At 43.8% G+C, this 24,036-nt stretch carries 12 protein-coding genes; all 12 read right to left on the bottom strand.

What is annotated here, in order from left to right:
* Positions 1–26: 26 nt before the first annotated feature.
* Positions 27–593, bottom strand: a complete 567-nt coding sequence (locus G4P69_RS28565; RefSeq protein WP_208341646.1) for a condensation domain-containing protein — start codon at positions 591–593, stop codon at positions 27–29.
* Positions 594–603: 10 nt separating this feature from the next.
* On the bottom strand, positions 604–4,797 hold the full coding sequence (locus G4P69_RS28560; protein WP_208341647.1) for a condensation domain-containing protein: 4,194 nt from the start codon (positions 4,795–4,797) through the stop codon (positions 604–606).
* The gene (locus G4P69_RS28555) at positions 4,794–8,072 is read right to left on the bottom strand and encodes a non-ribosomal peptide synthetase (protein ID WP_208341648.1); all 3,279 of its coding nucleotides are present in this window, start codon (positions 8,070–8,072) and stop codon (positions 4,794–4,796) included. The genes G4P69_RS28560 and G4P69_RS28555 overlap by 4 nt, the downstream gene beginning before the upstream one ends.
* Before the next feature lie 337 nt (positions 8,073–8,409).
* Positions 8,410–15,348: a polyketide synthase gene (locus G4P69_RS28550; RefSeq protein WP_208352842.1), complete on the bottom strand. Its 6,939-nt coding sequence runs from the start codon at positions 15,346–15,348 to the stop codon at positions 8,410–8,412.
* 1,287 nt (positions 15,349–16,635) lie between these two features.
* Positions 16,636–17,301 (bottom strand): acyltransferase, encoded by a 666-nt coding sequence (locus tag G4P69_RS28545; protein WP_208343209.1) that lies wholly within the window; start codon positions 17,299–17,301, stop codon positions 16,636–16,638.
* 14 nt (positions 17,302–17,315) lie between these two features.
* Positions 17,316–18,311: a glycosyltransferase family 2 protein gene (locus G4P69_RS28540; RefSeq protein ID WP_208343208.1), complete on the bottom strand. Its 996-nt coding sequence runs from the start codon at positions 18,309–18,311 to the stop codon at positions 17,316–17,318.
* Positions 18,274–18,834, bottom strand: coding sequence for a serine O-acetyltransferase (locus G4P69_RS28535; protein WP_208343207.1), 561 nt, complete (start codon positions 18,832–18,834; stop codon positions 18,274–18,276). Before G4P69_RS28535 ends, G4P69_RS28540 begins: the two co-directional genes overlap by 38 nt.
* Before the next feature lie 75 nt (positions 18,835–18,909).
* Positions 18,910–19,503, bottom strand: a complete 594-nt coding sequence (locus G4P69_RS28530) for a serine O-acetyltransferase (RefSeq protein WP_208343206.1) — start codon at positions 19,501–19,503, stop codon at positions 18,910–18,912.
* Complete coding sequence (locus G4P69_RS28525) at positions 19,500–20,492, bottom strand: glycosyltransferase family 2 protein (protein ID WP_208343205.1); 993 nt, start codon at positions 20,490–20,492, stop codon at positions 19,500–19,502. The genes G4P69_RS28530 and G4P69_RS28525 overlap by 4 nt, the downstream gene beginning before the upstream one ends.
* A gap of 245 nt (positions 20,493–20,737) precedes the next feature.
* Positions 20,738–21,853, bottom strand: coding sequence for a glycosyltransferase family 4 protein (locus G4P69_RS28520; RefSeq protein WP_208352832.1), 1,116 nt, complete (start codon positions 21,851–21,853; stop codon positions 20,738–20,740).
* A 464-nt stretch (positions 21,854–22,317) separates the two neighbouring features.
* Positions 22,318–23,670, bottom strand: coding sequence for an O-antigen ligase domain-containing protein (locus G4P69_RS28515; protein WP_243902489.1), 1,353 nt, complete (start codon positions 23,668–23,670; stop codon positions 22,318–22,320).
* Between the two features lie 164 nt (positions 23,671–23,834).
* Positions 23,835–24,036: hypothetical protein (locus G4P69_RS28510; protein ID WP_208352830.1), on the bottom strand; the 202-nt coding region annotated here is incomplete at its 5' end.

Raw genomic sequence — 24,036 nt, 5'->3', positions numbered from 1 at the left:
TTTTTATTTTTTTCTGCTACCCCGGATTATTGAGCCGATACGTGAATAGTACGGTTAAGTATGTATTCATCTCTACTTAACCGTAGGAGATGGAACCGCCATAATGGTAGTTCACTTAAATCAAAAGGTTGCTCTGAGTGTTTAAAAGTAAGTTTTTCAACTGTAAGTTTTAGCTCTTCTGGGGGAAGGTGCTGTAGGTCTATCACTGATAGGTGAAAGTCAATATCATCTGTAATATGCTGTACTGGCTGTCCATCCACAGTGGGAAAAGTAGTACGCAAGATTTCATGGCGTTGTACAATAGCACTCAAGCTTTGTTCAAGTGCTCCTACATTTAGTAAGCCTCTTATGTGAAAAGTATGTAGGAGGTTGTGAACAGAACTACCAGGCTGCAACTTTTCCAACGACCACAGACGTTCTTGATTCAAGGTGAGTTGCAACTTGCCATTCCGGGGAAAAGATTGAATCGGAGGAGTTTGCTGCTTCAGCCTAACGTTCGTTCGCATTGTGAGCCAGAAGTCTGATGTAGGGGCATTAGACTGATTCTGATTCAAGTCAGTTTTACTGAAGTTCTCGAAAGCAATATCTTTCATGAATACAGATCTATTTTAATTCACTGGAGCCGCAATTTAAGGCTTGATTGATATGCGCTTTTAATTTTTCCGCTAAGATTTGAACGTGAGGTTCTTTAAGAATACCAAGGTGATCCCCTGGAATATCATGGATTTCCAATCCTCCAGCTATCAGTTCCTTCCAGCCTTCCAAAGTGCTAAAGTGACTTTCATCCATTGCTCGGAACAAAACAGCTTTTCCTGGGTAAGGTTGAGGTTTGTAAGTGGTTAATGCGTAATTCTGAAATTCAGCCCGAACATCAATAGTCGAAGCTTTTTCATCAGCTGGTTTGAGTCTCGATTGCACCTTTTTCAAAAGGTAGGAAATTCCGTGGCGCGCAATATTTCTTCGGTGGAAATCAAGTCGCTGCTTCAATGATGGGCGATTTCTTCCGGGAATGGTACTGTCCATTAGGCAAAGTAACCCTACTTTCTCCCCCTGTAACTGGAGTTCTCGTGCCATTTCGAGAGCTACTAAGCCTCCTAAAGATTCACCAGCGAGGAAATAGGGTCCTTCTGGTTGATGTCTTCGGATTTCTTGGAGATAACGAGTTGCAAGATCAGCAATAGTTAATAATTTATTAGATGATTGTTCTAATGTTTCATTTTCGACTATATCGACTTCCTCTTTGATATACACTCCATAAACTGGTTGATCTTCCCCTAAATTTATTGCTAAAGCGTAGTAGAGAAATATACCATAAATACAGAACAAAGGAGGCTTAGAATCACCTTTTTGAATAGCAACTAAGGACTGAGAAGAAGACACACAGCCTTCCTCACGAAGAGTATTTGCTAATTTTTCAACAGTAGGAGATTGGAAAAGAATAGATAAGGGTAATTGTTTATTATAAATTTTTTCAAGTTGACTGATCATAGAGATAGCTAGTAGTGAATGACCCCCCAACTCGAAGAAATTATCTTGCATATTAATGGGAGAAATATTGAGCACTTTTTCCCAAATTTTGATAATTTGAAGATCAAGATCATCTCTTGGGACAACCAATATTTCTTCGATAGTTTCTGAATTTGAATCTCGAAGCTTCTTGCTAGTGGGGTTTCTAAGTTCTGGAGCAATGTGATCAGGTATAGGCAAAGCTCGTCGATCAATTTTGATATTAGGAGTTAAAGGGAGAGAATCTACTTGCACAAAGACAGACGGAATGATGCAATTTGGCAACATGAACCGTAAAAATTTGCGCAGTTCACTTGTAGTCGGACTCTTTGAAGTAGCAGCAACTATATAAGCAACTAAACCCTTATCTCCAGGCTCATCTTCCCGTGTGACCACAACTGCTTCAAGAATTTCCGGATGCTGGTGTAAGGCAACCGTAAGCCGATGGGCATTAATGTCGGTCTCTGGTACAATGTTTGATAAGGTTGTGAATCCAACATGCTCTAAATTTCCATCGGGCAAGTAACGTACCAAATGTCCAGTTTTGTAGAGTCGAGCGTCAGGGGTACGGTTGAAATGATTTAACACAAATCGATCTGCGGTGAGGTCAGGACGATGATGATACCCTTTTGCTAACCCTGCTCCAGCTACATAGAGTTCTCCTACAGCCCCAATTGGGACAGGCTGTTGGTGCTTATCGAGGACATAAACTTGAGTGTTCCCCAAGGGAATACCCAGCAACTGTGGAACATTTTTTTGTACAGGCGTTTGGAGGGTATAGCCGCAAGTGAAGCCTATATTTTCTGGTAGGCTAAAGGTATTAATTAGAGTGCAATTGGGCAGATCTTTTAATACCTTTTGTGCACAAGTAAGGGAGAGAACATCACTGCCGATCAGTAGGGTTTTGACTGACTCAAGCTGATCTAGATAGCCATTGACCAAATGGTGGAAAAAGCGAGTAGGTAGCCACAGGGTGTTGACCTGGTAATTATGTATGAGCGTGTTGAACTGTTTTTCTAACACAACAGCCGGGGCAATCACTGTAGTGCCTCCATTTAGCAAAGCCCCAAAAAGTTCAAATGGCGAGACTTCGGATGCAATGGAACTCCACTGTAGAAGTATCGTGTCTGTAGCTAATTTCCACTGCGGATTACCTTTCACTAATTGCACAACTCCCCGGTGGGTTGTGCAAATGCCTATAAACTGATTTATTTTAGTATAGAGAATAGAAGCAAGCGTGTTGGCAGTAGCGGTAAGTGGAGGATTCTCCTTGCTTTGCTGGAGAATTAGGTTCTCCGTATCCAGGTTAATCAGTTTCGGGGAGACACCACTCAGAGACATCGCTAGAGATTCTTGAGTCAGGAGGAACGGGGCTTGAGCATCCTCCAGAATATGAGTCAAGTTCTCGATCGAGTTATGGTGATCCAGCGGAACATAAGCCCCTCCAGCTTTCAACACTCCGAGGATGGCCACTACTGTAGCAGGAGATCGCTCCAAGCAGATACCAACAGGCGTTTCTGTTGTCACACCAAGTTGCTGTAAAAAATGAGCCAGCTGATTAGCTCGTTGATTGAGATCTCGATAAGTCAGGGTAATCTCTCCTGAAACCAGCGCAATTGCTTCTGGCGTAGCTGCAACCTGAGCTTCGAAAACTTCTTGGATGGAGGCATATTGAGGATATGCCGTATCTGTTTTGTTCCATTCCACCAGCAATTGTTGTTGTTCTGAAGCTTTCAACAACGGTAATTCTGAAATAGGCTGATCTGGATTTGCTACTATTCCTTGCAGCAAAATATGGAAGTGATCGAGCATGCGGACGATGGTAGTGCCATCAAAAATGTCTGCGTTGTAGTCAAACACCATACCCAGCCCCTCATCCTGCTCCCGCATCACCAGCGTCAGATCATACTTCGTCTTACCATGGTAGATATACCCGAACAAGGACTTAATGGTCAGATCAGGTAACTGCATTGATGCCATCCCACGCCCTTTAGACCAAGGGGGGTTCAAAGCAAACTTAATTTGAAACAGGGATGATTTTCTCTGACTTTGCTCTGGACGTAGCTCTTCCACTACTTTCTCAAAAGGAATGTCTTGATGAGCATAAGCTTGCAAAGAAGCATTTTTGACACGGTTTAACAGTTCCCGAAAAGTCGGGTTGCCTTGAAAGTTAGTCCGTAACATCAAGGTGTTGGAGAAAAATCCGATTAGTCTTTCTGTTTCTACTTGTCCGCGACCAGCACTAGCAAAGCTAATCAGCATATCCTCCTGTCCAGAGTAGCGATACAACAATGTTTCAAAAGCAGCTAAGAGCGTCATGAACAGGGTTGTACCCAACTGTTGACTCAGATGGTTGAGGGACTCATTCAGATCAGGAGGTAACATGCGGGCTCGCCGATCGCCCTGAAAGGTTTGCACTCCGGTAGGGCGAGGATGGTCAAAAGGCAACTGGATCAACGGTAAATCACCTACCAGCGTTTGCTTCCAGTAATTTAACTGAGATTCCAGCACCTCTCCCTGAAGCCATTGTCTCTGCCAATGGGCAAAGTCTACATACTGAACAGGCAACTCTGCCAGAGATGACGGATTCTTTGTGACTATGGACGCATAAATAGCTGTGAAATCCTGATAAAAAACATCAGATGAAGCCCCATCACAAACAATGCAGTGTAAGTTCCAGATTAACAAATGTTCATCATCTCGTAACCGAAACAGCTTTATTCGCAAGATTGGTCCATTTATCAGGTCAAAAGGCTGGCGTGCTTCTTGAGTTGCCAGTTTCAGGGCTTCTGCATCTCTCTCCTGGTCGGGTAATTGCCGCAGGTCGATCAGTGGCAGCGTAATATTTACGTTATCTTCAATTACCACCGTTGGCTGCCCATTGACTGCCGGAAAACGAGTTCTCAAAACTTCCTGCCGACGAACTACTGTCTGAATGCTTTTCTCCAGAGCCTCAACATCCAAGGAACCCGTGAACCTCACAACAACAGGCATGTTGTTAGAAGTACTCTCCGGCTCAAACTGATGCAAAAACCAAAGGCGTTGCTGAGCAAATGACAGGGGTAAATGCCCATTCCGTTCAATTGGCTGAATGGGAGGTATCTGGAGGCTAGCGCTGTCGCTGGCTTGACGCAGAAACGCTATGAGCTCTGCTTTATGTGCTTTTAACTGAGCCAGGAGGTCAGGTGTTAGTGCATCCTTAGCTGCCCGGTAGCGCAGGCGGTCGCCCTCCAACCAAAGTGTAACATCCCGCCGGCGTAACTCCAGTAATAACTCATCAACCATGATCATAGTTCACCCTCCTCATAGTCATTGCTAGCTGTGTTCTGAGTAAAGTTTGCCCCTTGCGCCACCCAACGAAGAGCCTCAATTCGTCTGGCTAGCTCTGCAATTGTAGGTACTTCAAACAAATGGGGTAGCAAAATTTCGACCTGCAATGTTTTGCGCAAACGTGAGACAACTTGAGTCGCTAGTAGGGAATAGCCTCCCAGTTCAAAAAAGTTGTCATGAATACCTACATGCTGCAGATTAAGAACCTGGCTCCAAATGTCAGCAATCTGACGCTCCAAATCAGTGCTTGGTGGGACATAACTTGCAGTCAGTTGCTGAGCCATATCTGGTTTGGGCAATGCTTTACGATCAACCTTGCCATTTGGGGTTAAAGGCATCGCGTCTAGCACCATAAAGGTGGTAGGAACCATAAAACTAGGTAGCTGCTCTTTAAGAAACTGGCGTAATTCAGCAATAAGGTCGTAGTTATCCTCAGCCTTGCCTGATACAGGGACGAAATAGCTCACCAAAACCTTTTCACCTGGAATGTCTTCTCGAACTATAGCAACCGCTTCTTTAACAGCAGGATGTTGTACCAGGTTGGCTTCAATTTCACCTAACTCAATTCGGAAGCCCCGCACTTTTACCTGAGAGTCAATGCGACCGAGACACTCTACCTGTCCATTAGGTAACCAGCGAGCCAGATCACCTGTTTTATACAGTCGTGCATTAGGATCTGAACTGAAAGGGTTGGGAATGAATTTTTCAATCGTTAGCTCTAACCGATTCAGATACCCACGTGCCAAACCAACCCCACCGATATGCAGCTCACCAGGTACGCCAATAGGTACAGGTTGCAAGTTGGTATCCAGCACATGGATCTGAGTGTTGGCAATGGGGTAACCAATTGTGATGGGTTGGTTGTCTGCTACAATTTGATAAGCAGCTGACCAGATAGTAGTTTCCGTTGGGCCGTACATATTCCATAGCGAGCCACACCGATGTATTAAATCAGATGCTAATTTTGGCGAAAGGGCTTCTCCCCCACAAAGGATTTTTAGCTGTTTGTTCCCAACCCATCCTGCTGCTACAAGCATTTGCCAAGTGGCGGGAGTTGCTTGCATAATGGTGACATTATAGCTGTTCAATTTCTGCATCAGCTGGTCAGCGTCTGCTGCTGTCTCCCGACTGACTAAAAGTATCTTTGCGCCAATGCTTAGGGGTAAGTAAATTTCCAGTCCTGCAATATCAAAGGATATAGTAGTAATTGCTAGGAGAACATCTTTTTCTGTTATCCCCGGTTTCTGGCTCATGGACGTTAAGAAGTTAACCACTGAGCGATGCTCAATCTGTACCCCTTTTGGTTTCCCTGTAGAGCCAGAGGTGTAAATGATGTAGGCCAAATTCTCGGTAGTCGCCCCACTAGTCGATAGTCGGGTACCGTCGCTGGCAGCACTAATGATATGCCAATCTCGATCTAGGCAGATCAGGTTTGCCTGAGATGAAGGCAATTGTGCTGTCAGATGGGATTGGGTTAATAGCACGGCAATCTGAGAATCTTCCGCCATAAACGCAATCCGTTCCTGCGGATAGGCTGGATCGATCGGAATATAAGCTCCACCTGCTTTCAGGATACCTAGGACACCAATCACCATGTCCAGACCGCGATCGCAACACACACCGACCACTACTTCTGTACCTACGCCAAGAGACTGCAAGTAATGAGCTAACTGATTAGCTTTTTGATCCAGCTCATAATAAGTAAGTTGTTGATCTTCAAATATGACAGCAATCTTGTCTGGGGTTTTATCTACCTGTGCCTCAAACAGCTCATGGATACACTGCTCCTGCGGATAGGGTGTTTGGGTGTTGTTCCACTGAGCTAGTAGTTGCTCCTCAGACTGGGGCAGTAGGGGCAATTTTGCTACTAACTGATCTGGATTTGCCACAATAGCTTCGAGCAAGTTCTGGAACTCGCCCATTCGGCGTTGGATTGTGTCAGCATCAAACAGGTTAGTATTATATTGACACTCTAGGGTAACTTTACCCTTTAGTTCAGTGGCGTTGATAAATAGTTCAAAGTTTTCATAGGAGCGGGGATTTGAAAATAACTCTACTTCCAGTCCGTCGAACGGCAATTTCTCTGCTTCAAGCCCCTGATCAATATTAAACACAATTGGCACTAGTGGAATGCGACTGGGGTCTCGTTTAATTACCAGTTTTTGTACCAAATGTCCAAAGGTGAACTGCTGATGGTCATAGGCATCCAGCACACTGGACTTACGAGCTTTGAGATATTGCGTGAAAGTCTGATGGGGTTGCACCTGCGTCCGCAAAGGCAACAAATTTACACAATGGCCCACCATATTATATCGTCCAGAAGCTGCTTGCCCTGCTGCGGGTACACCTACAATCACATCCTCCTGACCAGTCAACCTGTGCAGAAATACCTCAAACCCAGCTAAGATGGTTGTCATAAAACTGCATCCAAGGCTTGTGCCTAGTTGCTTTAGTTGACTAACTAATTCAGGTGCCAGGTCCCAGTCTTTCCGGTCAGAATTGAAGGTACGCAGGGGGGGACGAGGGCGATCAGTTGGAAAATCCAACACAGGAACAGATTGAGCAAACTCTTGCAACCAGTAGTTAAGGGTTTCAGTAGCTTCTTCGTCTCCTTCCGCTTCTGCTAAGGCGATCGCATACTCACTAAACCTCTCTGGTTCATCTAAATCCGGTGTTATTTGCTGCTTAAACGCAGAGTACAGCGTCCCCAAATCAGTTATCATGACTGCCCAAGACCAACCGTCACAGATAATGTGATGAGCAGTCAAAATAGCTAAATGCTCTTGGTGATTCAGCTTAATGATCTGCGCCCGAAACAATGGGCCAAATTCGACATTAAAAGGCTCTTCGACCGCCCTTTGACGTAAGCTTGTTACTTCAGCGTTTTGTGCTAGCGGATCTAACCCAGATAGCTCGATGATCAGAATCTCAATATCCAGAGAGTTTGTAATACAGAGAGTAGTCCCGTCAGGGCTGAAGGTTGTTCGCAAAGCTTCATGGCGCTGAACCAGAGCATTGAGCGCTAATCGCAGTGCATCAACATCCAAATCACCCTTAAATCGCAGGGTTTGAGACTCGTTATAGGCACAGTTGGCATCTGCACTCATCTGCACCGAAGCCCAAACTTCTTTTTGAGATTCGGTCGCTGGCGCAGTCAACAGAACTTCTCCCCCTGCAAAGGGATCAAATTCAACTGAGGTCGATGTAATTTGTGAATTTACAGTTAGTGAGTTCATTAAATACTTCCAGTAATTCAGTTATTAATTCACAATACCTTCGCCAATTTACGAGGGCGAGTTGATGTATCTGACTTTTCTCATTAAGTCTCAAAATATCGAGATAGTAGGGGTTCGAGACTACAGCCTATTCTCAATAAATTATATTTAATGAGAATGAACGGTGAGAAAATAGGACTTTAGGATAGCGCTCCTTGTAGTGCTCATTCCGACTGGAAAAAGTTAGAATTGGCAGAGATTTAGGGAATTCACTATGCTAGTCCATCTCAGATCCCTTAGATTTCAAAGGTTTGAATACTTTGAAATGTTCGTTGAGAACATTGGTGATCCGGATTTATTAGACTTTCCCAAGTTGCAAATATTTTCCTGGGCGTTCTGGGTCAGAAATGTACCAAGCGGGGTTACCTTCTGGATCACGCCCTAAACGGGCTCCAGGTTGGGGTGGAGCATTATACCCATTTCTACCATTGGTCGTAGTTATAGCATTGTTTGCACAGGGGAGCAGTCCTGTTGCTTGCAGTTCTGCCACACTATCTTTAAATGCCTTTATTACCAGATCAATATCCCTTTCCGTATGCGCTAACGTAAAGAAACAGGGACGATGATCCCAAATATGCACTCCCTTGTCACGCAGGAGATAAAACAGCAATCCTGCGTGGGGGGCGTCGTCACTGTAGGTAACGTAGAAGAAAGAAGTGAAATGGTTAATTTTGATTGGTGCTCCAACATGTTCAAAATGCTGATTCAGATAAGTGGCGAATTTATTCACCTTGTCTGCTAGCGATCGCTGTAGTTCTGGGCCACCTTCCTTTAGTTTGGTTAAAACTGCTTCTGCCGCTGCTAACGCCATAGGATGGCGAACAAAGGTTCCTGCAAAGAAGGTAACCCCCACCTCAGGAATCGAGTCATCTCCGAATTGCCAGAAACCTCCATCCAAAGCGTCCATATACTCAGCTTTGCCTGCTAGAACACCGATGGGTAATCCACCCCCAACAACTTTGCCGTAGGTTGCCATATCTGCCTGAATATTAAAGTATGCTTGTGCACCACCAGGATCTACTCGGAAACCTGTCACGACTTCATCGAAGATAAATGCGGTCTCAGACTCTTTGGTAATTCGGCGAACCTCATGAAGAAAGTCTTTAGGTTGCAAATCCGGATCACGGCTACGCACAGGCTCTACCAAAACTGCTGCCAGGTCATCCGCGCGGTTGCGAAGAATTTCCAGGGATTCAGGCGTACCATAATCCAACACTAGCAGGTTCTCAAACATCGAGGGAAGAATACCTGGGGCTCCTGACAATGTTTTTAAGTTGGCTCCTGGCCTATAAAGTACCTCATCAAAAGTGCCGTGGTAATCTCCAGCAAATGTAGCTATCAGATTACGACCTGTGACGGTGCGAGCTAAGCGAAATGTCGCCATGACTGCTTCCGAGCCTGTATTACAGAAAGCAACGCGCTCCATGCCAGTAAATTCAGTAATCAGTTTGGCAACCTTACCTGCTAAAGGCGTTTGAGGACCAATTTCGATGCCCTTTTCCATCTGGGCTATGACTGCTTCTTTAACAAAATCAGGATTCCAACCAAAGAAGTTCAAGCCGAACCCATTGGTCAGATCTACATACTCGTTGCCGTCGACGTCCCACAGTTTGGAACCAGAAGAGCGATCAGTTACAATCGGATACACCATCTCCTTGAGCAATGGTGTAAAGCCAGAAACCGTGCGTGGATCAGCCAGATATCGGCGGTGTTCCTGAGCCTGACGTTTAGATTCCTTTGTGCGGGTTGTGTAGCGATCAATGATCCGATCCAGCGCTGTTTGCTGCTCAGAGGAAAGAACTGTGTCAATCGACTTCTGAATCTTGGCACCAGGACCATGAGATTTTTGAGGGGCTGCCCCTAAACCATTAGTCTCCTTGCTAGTTGTTAGCGGTGGAGAGACGGAGGGTGTACTTGATGGTGGTGGTGGCGATACCTGAGGAACCGGCGAGATCGTCGCATTGGCAGGTGCTGCCATTTGTCTGTTATGGCCAAGGAGTTCAATCTGCTGTGATATGATTTGTAACTGTTGAGCAATTAATGATTCAACAATACTAGTCTGCGCGGGAAGTTGGGTGGTCGCAGACCCATTACTGCCATTGTGACCGTTAGAGTTTTCTATCATCGCTGGAGTTGTAGAAGCTGAGCTTAAGTTAGGTGCAGATACTTGGGTTTCAATAGGTACAGAAGCAGCAATAGCTGTAGATGCAGGAGGTGCTGGAAATGCCTCTGCCGGAAGGGTTTGATCTAAAAATTCAGCTAGAGTCTTTAGCGTCGAATAATCTTCCAGGAGATTACGAAAGGTCATTTTAACCCTGAATTTCTTCTTGAAAGCAAGTGCAACTTGTGTCAATGATAGGGAATCTAATCCCATTTCTAAAAAGGTAATTGTTTCGTCAATATCAGTAAAATCAAATCCTGAAGTAGTCGCCAGTATATCCTTTAATATAGGAATTAATCGTTGTTTACGTGATTCAGACATAGTGGTCTCTGAAATAGATGCAGAACTTAACAGTAAGGAGTGATCAGTAGATTGATTGTTAATTTGGGATTTATTGACTTGCAAATCCAAAGAAGATCCAACTGAACTTGAGATAGGGAGAGCAGTAGGCTTGGGATCAATCCAAAAGCGCTGGCGTTCGAATGGGTAAGTAGGTAGCGGCAAACGATGGCGATATTCATTGGCATAGAAAGCTGCTAAGTCGATGTCTACACCAGCTAACCAAAGTTGGCCAATTGCCTGTAATAAAGCGGCCCATTCCCCGTTATTGTCTGCAGTACTGCCCAGCGAAGAGATTGCGATTTGTTGTTTCAGGTCTTTTGCCTGCTGCCGTGCTAGCGTCGCTGCAGTGGTTCGGGGTCCCACTTCTAAGAGGACACGGCTAGAATGCTGCCAAAGTGTTTGCACGCCTTCTGCAAACCGCACTGTTGCACGCAGATGGCTTGCCCAGTACATCGGGTCTGTGGCTTGTGCATCCGTGATCCAATCAGCCGTGACAGTAGAAACAAAGGGAATCTTAGGGGAAGCCAGCGGAATTGTTCTGACTAGCTGGGCGAAAGGTTCAACGATTGGATCCATCATCGGTGAATGGAAGGCGTGGGAAGTATGCAGTTGTTTGCAGATTATTTCCTCGGCTTCCAGATTTACTTGTAAAGCTGAGATCGCTTCAGTAGAACCTGATACTACACACAATGACGGACCATTGATGGCTGCGATAGCGAGGTCTTTGGTGAGGCGTTTTACAAGCAGATCTGCAGGCATACGCACCGACAACATACTGCCACTAGGTAACTCCCACATCATACGACCACGAGTAGCAATTAGTCTCAGCGCATCTTCCAAAGAAAAGACTTCGGCTAAACAAGCCGCCACAAACTCACCAATACTATGGCCGATCATGGCAGCAGGTTGAACGCCCCAACTCAACCAGACCTGGGACAAGGCATATTCAACAGTGAATAACGCGGGTTGCGTGTAGATAGTTTGGCGTAGGGCAATTGCAGCGGCTTCATCCTCTGCAGTAGTGGGATATAGAATCTCTCGGATATCCAGCTTCAACAGCGGCTGGAGAATCTCAGCACAACGGTCAACTGCTGCTTGGAAGACGGGTTCATGCTGATAAAGGTTCAGCCCCATGTTGATGTACTGTGAGCCCTGACCTGGGAACATAAACACGACTTCTGGATCGCGGAGGCGTGTTTCACGGGCACCACTGCGGGTAGCATCTAGTGATTCCAGAATGTCCCTCGCCTCAGTAACATCGCGGCAAACGACAAAGCGGCGATGGTTAAAGCCTCTCCGTCCCACACCTAGGGTATAAGCCACGTCCGCTAAGTTAATATCGGGGTGTTGCTGAAGATGTTTTTTCAGATTGTTGGCGGTTTGTGCTAAAGCAGTTGGGGTTTTAGCAGACAAAAGTAGGAGCTGATAGGCTCGTGATGGGCCGGATAACTCGACAACGGGGGCTTCCTCCAAGATGACGTGCGCATTCGTACCCCCGACCCCGAAGGAACTTACACCGGCTCGTCGCGGTGTATCGCCTTCTGGCCAGTCTACAAGTTTTGTATTGACGAAAAAAGGACTGTTGGCAAAGTCAATTTGGGGATTGGGAGATTCAAAGCCAAGACTGGGAGGAATCTGCTTGTAGTACAGAGCAAGGGCGGTTTTGATTAATCCAGCGACCCCCGCAGCAGCAACAGTATGACCGATATTACTTTTGATGGAGCCGATCGCGCAATACTGGGTAGCTGCTGTCTGGCGTCGAAATGCCTGGGTCAGTGCTTCAATTTCAATGGGATCTCCTAAAGGTGTTGCCGTACCGTGGGTTTCAATATAGCTGATGCTATCTGGGTGTACGCCCGCACTCGCTTGAGCTTGAACAATTGCACTAGCTTGTCCATTAACACTGGGTGCAGTAAAGCTAACCTTGTCAGATCCATCATTATTAACCCCCACCCCTTTGATTACCGCATAGATGCGGTCTCCTGCATCCAAGGCATCTCTCAGGCGTTTTAGCACGACAATACCAGCCCCACTGTTGAAGGTAGTACCCATTCCCTGGGCATCAAATGGGCGGCAATGCCCATCGGGAGAAAGCATGCCCTCCTCCTGATAGAGATAACCTGTATTTTGGGGAGTATTGATGGAAATACCACCTGCTAGAGCAATGTCGCATTCGTAGTTCATCAAATCTTTAAAAGCAACAATGCTTGCAACTAAAGAAGTTGAACAGGCAGTATTGATACTGACACTTGGGCCAGTCAAATTGAGTTTGTAGGAAGTGCGGGTTGTGACAAAGTCTTTTTCATTGGCCAGCATTGTTTGGAATGCGCCCAACCGATTCACAATATCTTCCCGTCCGCAGATGTGTCGTTCAAAATAGGTATTTTGCCCTGAGCCAGCGTAAATACCGATCTGACCGGGGTATTGGTCGGGGCTATAACCCGCATTTTCTAGGGCTTCCTGTGCAAGTTCCAAAAAGACCCGAGCTTGGGGATCCATGATCTCAGCTTCTTGGGGGGTAATGCCGAAGAAAGCAGCGTCAAAGTTTTCTGCACCCTGAATGATACCCTTGGCAAGTACATAGTTTGGATCTTCTCGCAGATCTGGATCGACGCTGGGATCAATTTCGTCTTTCCCAAAGAATGTAATCGATTCTATTCCTGAGTACAAATTTTGCCACAAATCATCAATGTTGTTTGCTCCCGGAAAGCGACCTACCATCCCGATGATGGCAATTCCTTCTAAGTCGATTGCGCGATCGCTCTGCTCAGCAGGTTGATGTTGGCGTTGTGAGTATAACTGAACTTGATCTTGAGAACTCTTGTGTTGATCTAAATACTTTGCTAATGTCCTGATAGTTGGGTACTGATAAAGTTTGACAGCTTTAATGGAAAAGTTAAGTTTAGCCTGGATCCGCGTCACTAACTGTAAACTCAGAATGGAGGTTCCTCCCAAATCGAAGAAATTGTCTTCGATGCCAACTTGCTCTAACCCTAAAATACCGCACCACAAGTCTGCTAGCGATAGCTCGGTAGACGTGATTGGGGCGATGAAATCTGTACCAGTATTTCCTAGCTTAGGTTTGGGCAGGGAGTTGCGATCGGCCTTACCATTCGGTGTTAACGGAATCTTATCCAACAGCATGATGGTGCTAGGTACCATGTATTCTGGTAGTCTCTGCTTAAGGTAATCCTTAGTCTCACTGATGTTAATGGCTTGGTCAGCAGTAGGGGTTACGTAAGCAACTAACTGTTTATTTCCTGGTGTTTTCTCATAGGCTAATACTATAACATCTTGGACGCTAGGGTGCTGGCTCAAAGCCGCTTCAATTTCACCCAGTTCAATCCGATACCCGCGAATTTTGACCTGATTGTCACCACGGCCAATAAACTCGACATTGCCGTCTGGCAAATAGCGTACTAAATCGCCGGTTTTATAAAGACGGGCATCAGCATCATCACTAAAAGGATTCGGAATAAACCGCTCTTTCGTCAAGTCGGGACGGTTAATATACCCAATAGCTAAACCTGCTCCACCGATATACAATTCGCCAACTATACCTACAGGAACTGGGCGCAGATGTTTATCCAAGATGTAAATCTGAGTATTGCCAATGGGTCGACCAATAGGAATTGAAGATATGCCTTCAGGGAGTGGTCGCGGAATGCGATAGCAACAGGTGAATGTTGTACTTTCTGTAGGCCCGTAGCCGTTAACAAACTGTGTTTCAGGAAGCTGTTCTTGGGCTTTGCGAATATGAGGGACTGACAAAGCTTCACCACCAGTCAGGATCTCTTTAACACTACGCAGTGCGTCAGGGGCTTCCGTGATGATGGTATTAAATAGTGCCCCTGTAATCCACATGCTGGTGACCCCGTGACGCTGAATAACTTCCTTAAGATCGTTAGGATCTGGAAGTCCATTCCCTGGGTAAAGGACGCACTGACCACCATGCAATAGCGGCCCCCAAATTTCCAGCGTAGCTGCATCAAAAGAGATAGGGGCAAGCTGCATCCAAACTTGTGATGAATTCAATGGGGTGTAGTTGGTACCAAATACTAGCCGCAAGACCGCTTGGTGAGGGATTGCGATCCCTTTTGGACGTCCAGTTGAACCAGAAGTATAGTTGATGTATGCGGGGGCATCTGGAGATATAGGAACGTTAAGCGATGGGACTGGGTCTGACTGATCTGTTCCCCAGCCTGTTTCTAAACACACAATTTGCGACTGGTGAGGTGGTAGTCGATCAAGAAGACGCGATTGAGTCAGTAGGACGGAAGCTTGGGTATCTGTCAACATCCATTCAAGGCGATCTTGGGGATAGGCGGGATCTAAAGGAACATAGACACCTCCTACTTTGAGAATGCCAAGAAGAGCAACAATCATTTCTAAGGAACGCTCGAGACAGATACCAACTAGCATCCCCGATTCAACCCCCAGAGACTGGAGATAATGGGCTAATTTATTGGCTCGATCATTGAGTTCATGATAAGTCAGGTGATCTTCTTCCAAGATAACAGCAATTGCATCTGGTGTGTTTTCCACCTGCTCCTCAAACAACTGATGAATACACTTATTTTGTGGATAATCAGTTTTAGTATCATTCCACTCGACTAACAACTGATAGCATTCCGCTTCAGTCAGCGTTTGCAAAGTAGTAATCGACTCATGTGGATCGGTCTCTAGAATTTTATGTGTTAAGCTTGGCGTTACTAACTGATTTATCAAGTCCATTAGACTCATTTTTTAATATCTATTAGGAGTTGTTGCTGGGTTTGTTATTAAGAATGCCTGACCATAGATAGAGGCAGAGAACCTCTGGCTAGTAGCAATTCTAAATTTAGGTTAGTGTTTTTATTTTTTCGCCACTTGGATCAGACTCCTTAAGTAACCCTTGTATTCTGGAGATTCCAAGAACCGCGTATTTGGGATAGTAAAAACTTCGTGGCACTAACCAGATCACAGATAAGGTTAAGTTGAAGAGACTGAGATTCAAGCAACCATCGAAGTCTAGCTCCATCAATTAATAATTAACCATTTAATTTAGGCATTCACATTTATCTGTGAATATTTACAGTAGTTCACAAATAAATGAAGTACACCCCTCTTTTTACTATAGACGCGGAGCAGCTTCCCGCAGGGTAGGGGAGGGTGGACGAAAACAGCGATGGGATATTTCTGTACCTCACGAAGTTGAAATCTGCTGTATTTGTTAATATCGACTATTGTTTGATTAACATCAGTCCGATACTAAGCTATAGTTTGTGAAAATAGCAGTGGATGCAATGCAAACACAGTGAGATATCACAAACAGGTAATTCTACTTTAATTACTTGATAGTGATAGCAGCTATAGTACAACTACTGAAAAAATAGCTTAGTTCTTTCGTGGCGAGAAAGTTGCTGCTTCAATGACAGATGATTTCTCCCAGGAATGGCGATGTCTATTAGTAAAAGTAACGGTACTTTCATGTCTATGTAAGCCAACGTTATGTCATAAACAGTTCTCCTATAGCGAGCGATAAGATATCTCTTAAATAGAAGAGATGCAAATTCGGCTGTCTTGCAATAACTTTACTTAATCACTTATAATTAGAGTCTATTCTCTGACTAGCTAGTTGTCATCAGGTTAAGGAGAGAATTCATCAATTCTTTTTAAAAAAAGTTTTTACAAAAAAAAATTGAGGTATCAAGACCAAGAATTCAATATGAATTATGTGCGAATAGTGAAGCAGGGCGGTGATTGTGTTCGCTCTTAGGAAGCTATTACATACGGGGGGAACTCCTCCGTAGGGATCTGACGTTGGTCATCGGTATCAACTTAAGGGTGATTAACTAGTTAGTATGAGCGATAAGGTACACGGGGGATGTAACCCAAGAACATAGATATTTATGGCAAGAAGACAATCTAAGTTAATAGGCTACTGTTTCTGAATTTACTACAAAACTAAGGAGAGAGAAAGGGCTCACGCAAAGCGTGAGCCCTTTCTCTCTCCTTATAAGAATAATATTATTCTCTGTTCTATATTTTATTTTCTGGCAGTCCCTTACTGCTGATACAAGGCTCGTCAAATGTATGCTCGGCATTTCCATAAAAATGAGAGACTCTAAGCCGAATGAGTTGAGACTCCAATTCAGGATCAAAAGCTCCTGCTCGTTGCTCGATCAAGTGAAACCAGGATAGGCTTTGAGTTTTGTCTTGCAGCTTCTTAACAAGATTTTCCACACGACCTATTGGCTTAGCAGGTACACCAGCGACAATGTCTCCTTCTGTAACATCTTTGGTAACAACAGCACCAGCCGCAATAATAGAATTCTGACCAATGGTAACGTTTGGCAGAATAATTGCATTATAACCAATGAAAACATTATCACGGATATCAATTTTACCAACAGAATCAAGTTTTACATTGTAGGCTCGGTTAAGCATAGCAATAGAGCCATCATGCCCGATCAACGTACAAGATGAAAAGTGGACATTATTACCAATGCTGACATAAGCAGGATCTGTAAACGTTGATGTAGGCAAAATGCTACAATTTTGACCTAGTGAATAAAAGGAGCCATGACGGCGAAGATATTCAGCATATTCTTCACCTGATGGTTGACAAAATTTGCGATATAAACTGGGAAACTTTCCATAACGCATCGCAAGTTCACGAACTATTCTTCTAAGAAGATGTTGCATAAGTGTAAATTAGATTAGTTACATGAATTTTTATACTCGATGAGTACACTCTTGGTTTGGAGCGTTAGATCTTTTAGAAAGTCTAATAATCCTAGCGTCTGAGGAAATTTACCCACAACACAATAGAGAGCATAACGAGCAGCATTCTCACTAGATATTTGCCGAGAATAAGCTTTGAGGAATATTCTAACTCCCAGTAAAGGATACGCAGTTAACAATAATAGACTCAAACCATGGGTGAACCACCCCATACTTAATACCAGTAAAGGTGTGAATAACCCCCACAATAGAATACTCTGGCTTTCCTTTACCCAATGATGCTCTGGTTTATTTCCATGAAGCCAAGCTCCTTCAGCATAAGCGTAGCCTGCGCGCATTGTTCGCCTCCACCATTGCTTGAAATGCATTATTTGTGCATCATGCAGAGTCATTTCAGCATTGAGACGCCAGATTTTCCAACCCATTCGGCGTAGTCTAACACATAGCTCTGGTTCCTCACCGGCAATTAGAGTAGGATTAAATCCACCCACTTGTTGAAATGCTTTTACACGCATCATTGCGTCGCCACCACAACCTTTAGCTTCCCCAATTGGTGTATCCCACTCTATATCGCACAATGTATTATATATAGATTTATCAGGATACCGTTCGCGCCGACGCCCACAAACTACTGCAACATCAGATTTCGCATTGAGTTCATTTTCGGCAAATTCAAGCCATCCCGACACTAATTCACAATCACCATCTATAAATTGGACATATTCTATCTGGGGATTTACTGCAAGCAAACGTGCAAAACCTTCATTTCTAGCGCGAGCAGCTGTAAAGGGGATAGATAGATCGAGTTCAACTACATCTACTTTGAGCGATCGCGCAAACTCAATGCTGCCGTCCGTCGAACCTGAATCGACATATACAATTTGTTTTATTTGGCTAATTGCTGAAAGTAAGCAATGCTGTAGCCGTTGACCTTCATTTCTTCCGATGACAACTAATCCAATCTGATTCATTTTTCTGCTCTAATCTTTCATTAAGAATAATTTTGGCTGGTATTCCAACTACTGTTACACCAGCAGGCACGTCAGACAGAACCACAGCATTAGCACCGATTTTAGCATGTTCACCGATCGTTACTGGACGAATGATTTTAGCGCCAGCACCAATATCAACATGACCGCCAATTTTGACTCCCCCAACAATTGTTACTTGTTGAAAAATCATGCAATTTGGTCCAATAGATGCTTTTGGGTGAAGCACAACTCCATTGGGATGGGGTAGAACTAACCCACCTTCAATCTGGCAGTTCAGCGGAATATCAGCTCCTGTAACAATGCTCCAAAAACGATGCTGTATTATGTGATAAGCACACAAAGATCTTCCAATAATTCCACCGTATGCTCGCCACTTTTGATATCTACGAATGGATTTCAGAAGTTGGTGGCTAGGAGACCACCACCGAGAATATTCTTCACGATTCCAATCTGGATCTGTACCAGAAATATGCGGAATAGTCATTGATTTAAAGACTTGCATTGTTTATTCGCTAACCACCATTGCGTTTATATAAATTCCAATTTCCACGTAGCTACAGATTTATTGGACAAGGAGTTAGAATTCAGAACCGATATTTTGTCCAGTAGCAACCAATGCCGTCAAATCTAAGCTATTATTTTTCAATTTGATAATTTTAGCAGGTATTCCTACTGCTGTTTGCCCTGGAGGAATATCTGATAAAACAACAGCATTAGCCCCAATATTTACGTCACCTCCAATGACCACACCACCAAGAATTTTTGCACCAGCACCAATATTGACGCGATCGCCTAACTTTGGAGCGTCAAACGGACGTTCTAGATAACGATTTCCGAGGGTCACTCCTTGGCGGATAATACAGTCGTCTCCGATCACACAATTTCCATGAATCACAATCGCCCCTTGATGTTCAATAATGACACGACGACCCAGTTTCACGGAGTATGGTAAATCAATGCCATAAATATTTCGGGCATGACGATACAATGCTCGATAGAGAACGCTAAACGGAGCACGAAGTAGTTTCGATTGAATTGTCATTCGCCACACACCAAAACGCTGAATAGCTACTGCTCTAAATCCAGGCTTAGTCCAGTCACGCCCGTGGGCATCCCAGTCTTCTTTAATCTGTTGCCAAAGTTTTAAGGTAACAGTCTCTAAATCCCTCATAGTTGAACCCCTTTAAAAAATACGCTGTTAAAAAAGAAATCACTGAGAAGCTTCGGAGGGTCGTTTGTTAATTTACGCTGAATTACGTAACGCCATTGTGATAAAATAAATCCTATCATCCAAGCTGCATCAGTTAATATTGTGTATAGCCAACCACGGTTTTTGAGGAAGTATCGCCGCCTTGAATCAAACCAGTATTGTGGGAGGCGCTTAGGTGGCTTCTTAGTGTCAGTAACTCCTGAACTCTGGCCCACAAAATGTACAACTCTGCTTTGAGGTACGTACCAACAAGTCCAGCCTGATTTATTAGCTTGTAGGCAAAAGTCTACCTCTTCAAAATACATGAAATATTTCTCATCCAGCAGACCTACTGAGTTAAACACTTCACGACGGATAATCATACTTGCTCCAGCTACCCAGTCAGTTTGACAACTTTCATCGGAAACGGGAGGTGAGATTGTCCACTTCGACAATAACTTCGATACCACTCCCAACCGCAAGGCTAAATCAAATTCACTGAACACAGTAGGGAAACGAAATGCTGAAGTTTGTGGCGTACCATCCGGTTCTTCTAAGCGGCTACCAGCAATCCCAACTTCTGGATATTCTTTCATGAAATCCAATAGTGCGCTTAAAGCACCAGGGCGAACAACTGTGTCTGGGTTGAGTAGTAGAACATAAGATGGCGGATTATTTGATTGTAGTGCTGGCGCGATCGCAGCATTATTACCATAGGCAAATCCACCATTACGCTCTAATGGCATGAGTGATGCCCAGTCACCCCACCCTTCAGTTTCAATCGTGGCTTGAATTTGCTCAACCGACCCATCACCTGAAGCATTGTCGGTAACTACAACGCGAGTTTTTGGTAGCGCTCTCACTTCACTCTGTAATGACCGTAAGCAGTCAATTGTCAGATTGGCTGTCCGGTAGTTAAGTATTACGATAAGCAAACTGTCTGATTTATCAGATTGAATTGTATTAGTCATAAAACCTCACGATAGGTGCGGAAAAACGAGCATAACCATGAAGGTCTAGCTTGAAACAAGAACAGACTTGAGCACAGTACTCCATCTCTGGAAAGTGCCATAAAATTGCTGTTGCAACCCTAAACAATTTCGTTGTTTTTGTTTATAAAACTTCTGCTCGTCACACAGTTTGATGAGTGCATCACCATAAGCCTTAACATCTCTTAGGTGTATCAAGGCTTCTAGTTTATTTCAGTGCCATTCAATCATAATCGAGCAATCATTAATTTACCGCGCCGATCTGCAACTTTTTCCCAAGTAAATTCTTCTGCCCGAAGGCGTGCTGCGTTGCCGAACCGACGGCATAAATTTAGGTCGGCTACATTTCGCAAAGCTTCCACCCAAGCATCTTCTTCGTAGGGAGAGATTACCAAACCATCAATGCCATCACGGGCAATACCGCCTGCTCCCATTGGAGATACAATTACAGCTAACCCGTGCGCCATTGCTTCATAGACAACTAATGGGCTACCCTCTTCAAGACTAGGAAAGACGAAAACATCTGCTTGAGCATAGGTAGAAGATAGGTCTGGGTTATATTCCAAGTGAACAACGTTCTCCTGACTTAAAAGATCGCTACAAGCTTCGGCGATCGCTGGTTCCATACTACCACACAGCATTAAGCGCCCCTTTATCTGTGCTCGCTTCCAAGCACGCAACAGTATATGAACCCCTTTTCTGACACACACACTGCCCACAAAGATGAAAGTCAACGTCTCTGAGGCGGGCTTTTGAGGTGGAATAGCAGGGAAACGTTTTCGACTCCACCCATAACTGGTTAGCAGCAGTTTTTCTTCAGGTACTCCTGCTTCTTGAAACGATGTTTTTACCTCTGGACTTGGACAAAAAATGAAATCAGCCGCTTCAGCTTCAGTTTCTTCTCGCTGAATGCCCTCAGCAGTAATTTGGTGCTGAGGAGATAATCCTAAGTGTCTATAGGCATCATCAAGAATTTGCTTAGACTTGCCTGGATAGCAGTTAAACCGCTCTAAAAAAATTGGTTTGCCGCTTTGCTTAACTTTTTTGAAGGTTTCGAGTGTTGTGGCAGGCCATAGATATGCAGCGTCAAAATCTTTTAAATCTCTTAGAAAGCGCTTTTCTGCCATATACCTTGGATTATCAGGTCGCCGATAATACCACCACTTCAAAAATTGGGGTATCCCTTCAACCAGATTAGTGTTGCGCAACAACGGCTGACAATTTGGAACAACCATTCGGGCTTGAATGTCTGGTCCCTGCCACTGGCTGCATAAAGAATAAAATATATGATTTACTCCTTGGCCATTGCAATAAATCGTAAACAATGAAGTTATCTTTAGCATGACTAAAATTTGTAATTTGCACTATGGATAAATTGTATGAAATATTGTTTAACCCTAAATCAAGGGTTGTATTTTAATACTAAGTGATTAAAATACAATCATATTTTCAGGTGTAAGATGTGAGTTACTGCCACTTGTTTGTTCCCTGATGCTATCTTTTAGGTCGAGCACTTGGTCTGTCGCTAAAGTCGTTTGAGTAAGTGTACGAATTTCGCATTTCTCTCTATGATTTTGTGACATTTTCTAGTGTTGATTTTATCTATAATATTTTCATTATTCTGTTTATATTTTATTTTTTGTATAGTATTTTTACTGCATTGTATGTGAATTCTGTATAAAAAAATATTGAATTAAAGACAGATTAAAAAGAATGTAAATCCTCTACAAAGAGAAGCAATAATCATTCAGTTTTTGGCAAAAAATAGCAGTTTCTTGCTTAAAAAAAATTAGACTTTCTATCATCCTTAAAACTTAGACAGAAAAACCTTTTTACTTCTGACGACCGGCTCCTTTATTGACACTCCTACTATACCCCCAGATGCTAATGTGTAGACCGGGTTGGGCATGGCGTTTAAAAGACAATCGATCGTGTATAGAGTTAAAAGCACTGCTATAGCTGCTGCTGGTGCCAGCTTCGGATCAAGCCATGATCTAGCCGGATAACGTTGCGAAAAAATGATGATAGGAAGTAGTAGTGTAGCCGTTAAACTAACTAGTCCCACTAAACCATTACCACCAAAGACTATAATCCATAAACTATCTGTGACAGAGATATCTTTTCCCCATTCATCATATACTCGACTTCGTCCCCATCCACCCCAACCAAAAATCATCTTTTCTCGCGCTTTAGCTGAAAGTATCACTTCATTATCTAATCTGAATTTTAAAGAAGCAATTCTCTCTTCAGGCACTCCTTGTGACAGGGAGATAGCCATCTGGTCTCCAATGAAGTTTCCATTCACAGCAAGAAATAAGTGTACCAAAATCGACAATATCAATAGCAATAGTGGAAAGGCATTACGTAACTGCACCGCTATCAATAGGATAACAATGCCAACCCCCAGTAAAATGAGAGCACCCATAGATTTGACTAGCACCATTGTGACTAGTAAAGCAACAACAAGCCATCTAATGTGAAAGTTCCAGAGTTGCTTAATTGACTTAGATCTCCATAGCCAAACACCTATGAGAGATGCTGCCATTATCCATGCACCAACCATAAGACCATGTTCCATGAATACTGTTGGTCTATATCCACCACTACGAATTGTTTGACCAAAATCCTCACGAGCGTGGTATCCGTAAACTATGTGGTGTAGCTGAGGACTAATACGGATTTCGATGAGACAAAAGGGAATGTAAATGAGTCCACCCATAAAAATACCGACTGCTAACTGGCGCAGTCCCGATAAGCTATTAAGATATATTCGACCTAAAAAATATGGTACTCCCCACGCCATTGTTTGCTCGACTACAGCTGTAAACCCATCATAAGGTCCTAAACCATTAGCAATTGATGAAACAAATGGACATATACACCAAATTAGCATCGGTAGGTCAAGCCAGCTACCTTTAAATGAGGTAATACGTGTAGCGTCATAGATGATTGTGGCGAATAAAATGCTATAACAAGTTGCTGACATTTTAGTAAGCGCTGGAATCCCTGGTAAGTGATAACGTAAAATCGGCAAGAATAACCATGCGCTAATAAAACTGATAATGATCGCCCGCTGAGGTGGAAACCGCATAAATATGTAGAAGACGATTGGTATCCAACATAAGACTGCCACGAGAGCTTGAGGACTATACAGACTCATAAACTTTATTTGACGTCGATACGAATTGAGTTTTTTTAGAGAACCGTAAAATTGCTGTTAATGCTTCAAGAGCCTATAAAAGACGTACATAGGGGAACTCCAAAAAATAAATTATTCCAATTTCTGGACTGAAAACGACTGTTCCTCCCCCTGCCCTCCTAGAATCAAAGCGTTGAAATATTTTTTTTGTTGGAAGTCCCTAATCTGCCCCGGGTTATAGCAGTTTTTAAGGCAGCCTCGAAGAGATTAGTTGCGTCATCCCAAGTATAATCGGTAGCTTTAGCGTACGCAGCATCAGATATTGCTCGCCATTCTGCATCGGTAAGTTGACATATGTGGACTATTGCCTTTGCCATATCCTCAGGA

The sequence above is a fragment of the Aetokthonos hydrillicola CCALA 1050 genome (assembly GCF_017591665.1).
Classification (GTDB): Bacteria; Cyanobacteriota; Cyanobacteriia; order Cyanobacteriales; family Nostocaceae; genus Aetokthonos; species Aetokthonos hydrillicola.
This window is presented reverse-complemented; position numbering and strand designations above follow the sequence as displayed.

What these genes read in the sequence shown, in the direction of transcription:
- G4P69_RS28535 (WP_208343207.1), bottom strand. Translation starts at nt 18,834, where the DNA reads ATGCAAGTCTTTAAATCAATGACTATTCCGCATATTTCTGGTACAGAT.
- G4P69_RS28550 (WP_208352842.1), bottom strand. Translation starts at nt 15,348, where the DNA reads ATGGACTTGATAAATCAGTTAGTAACGCCAAGCTTAACACATAAAATT.
- G4P69_RS28540 (WP_208343208.1), bottom strand. Translation starts at nt 18,311, where the DNA reads ATGAATCAGATTGGATTAGTTGTCATCGGAAGAAATGAAGGTCAACGG.
- G4P69_RS28525 (WP_208343205.1), bottom strand. Translation starts at nt 20,492, where the DNA reads ATGACTAATACAATTCAATCTGATAAATCAGACAGTTTGCTTATCGTA.
- G4P69_RS28515 (WP_243902489.1), bottom strand. Translation starts at nt 23,670, where the DNA reads ATGAGTCTGTATAGTCCTCAAGCTCTCGTGGCAGTCTTATGTTGGATA.
- G4P69_RS28520 (WP_208352832.1), bottom strand. Translation starts at nt 21,853, where the DNA reads ATGCTAAAGATAACTTCATTGTTTACGATTTATTGCAATGGCCAAGGA.
- G4P69_RS28565 (WP_208341646.1), bottom strand. Translation starts at nt 593, where the DNA reads ATGAAAGATATTGCTTTCGAGAACTTCAGTAAAACTGACTTGAATCAG.
- G4P69_RS28530 (WP_208343206.1), bottom strand. Translation starts at nt 19,503, where the DNA reads ATGAGGGATTTAGAGACTGTTACCTTAAAACTTTGGCAACAGATTAAA.
- G4P69_RS28545 (WP_208343209.1), bottom strand. Translation starts at nt 17,301, where the DNA reads ATGCAACATCTTCTTAGAAGAATAGTTCGTGAACTTGCGATGCGTTAT.
- G4P69_RS28560 (WP_208341647.1), bottom strand. Translation starts at nt 4,797, where the DNA reads ATGATCATGGTTGATGAGTTATTACTGGAGTTACGCCGGCGGGATGTT.
- G4P69_RS28555 (WP_208341648.1), bottom strand. Translation starts at nt 8,072, where the DNA reads ATGAACTCACTAACTGTAAATTCACAAATTACATCGACCTCAGTTGAA.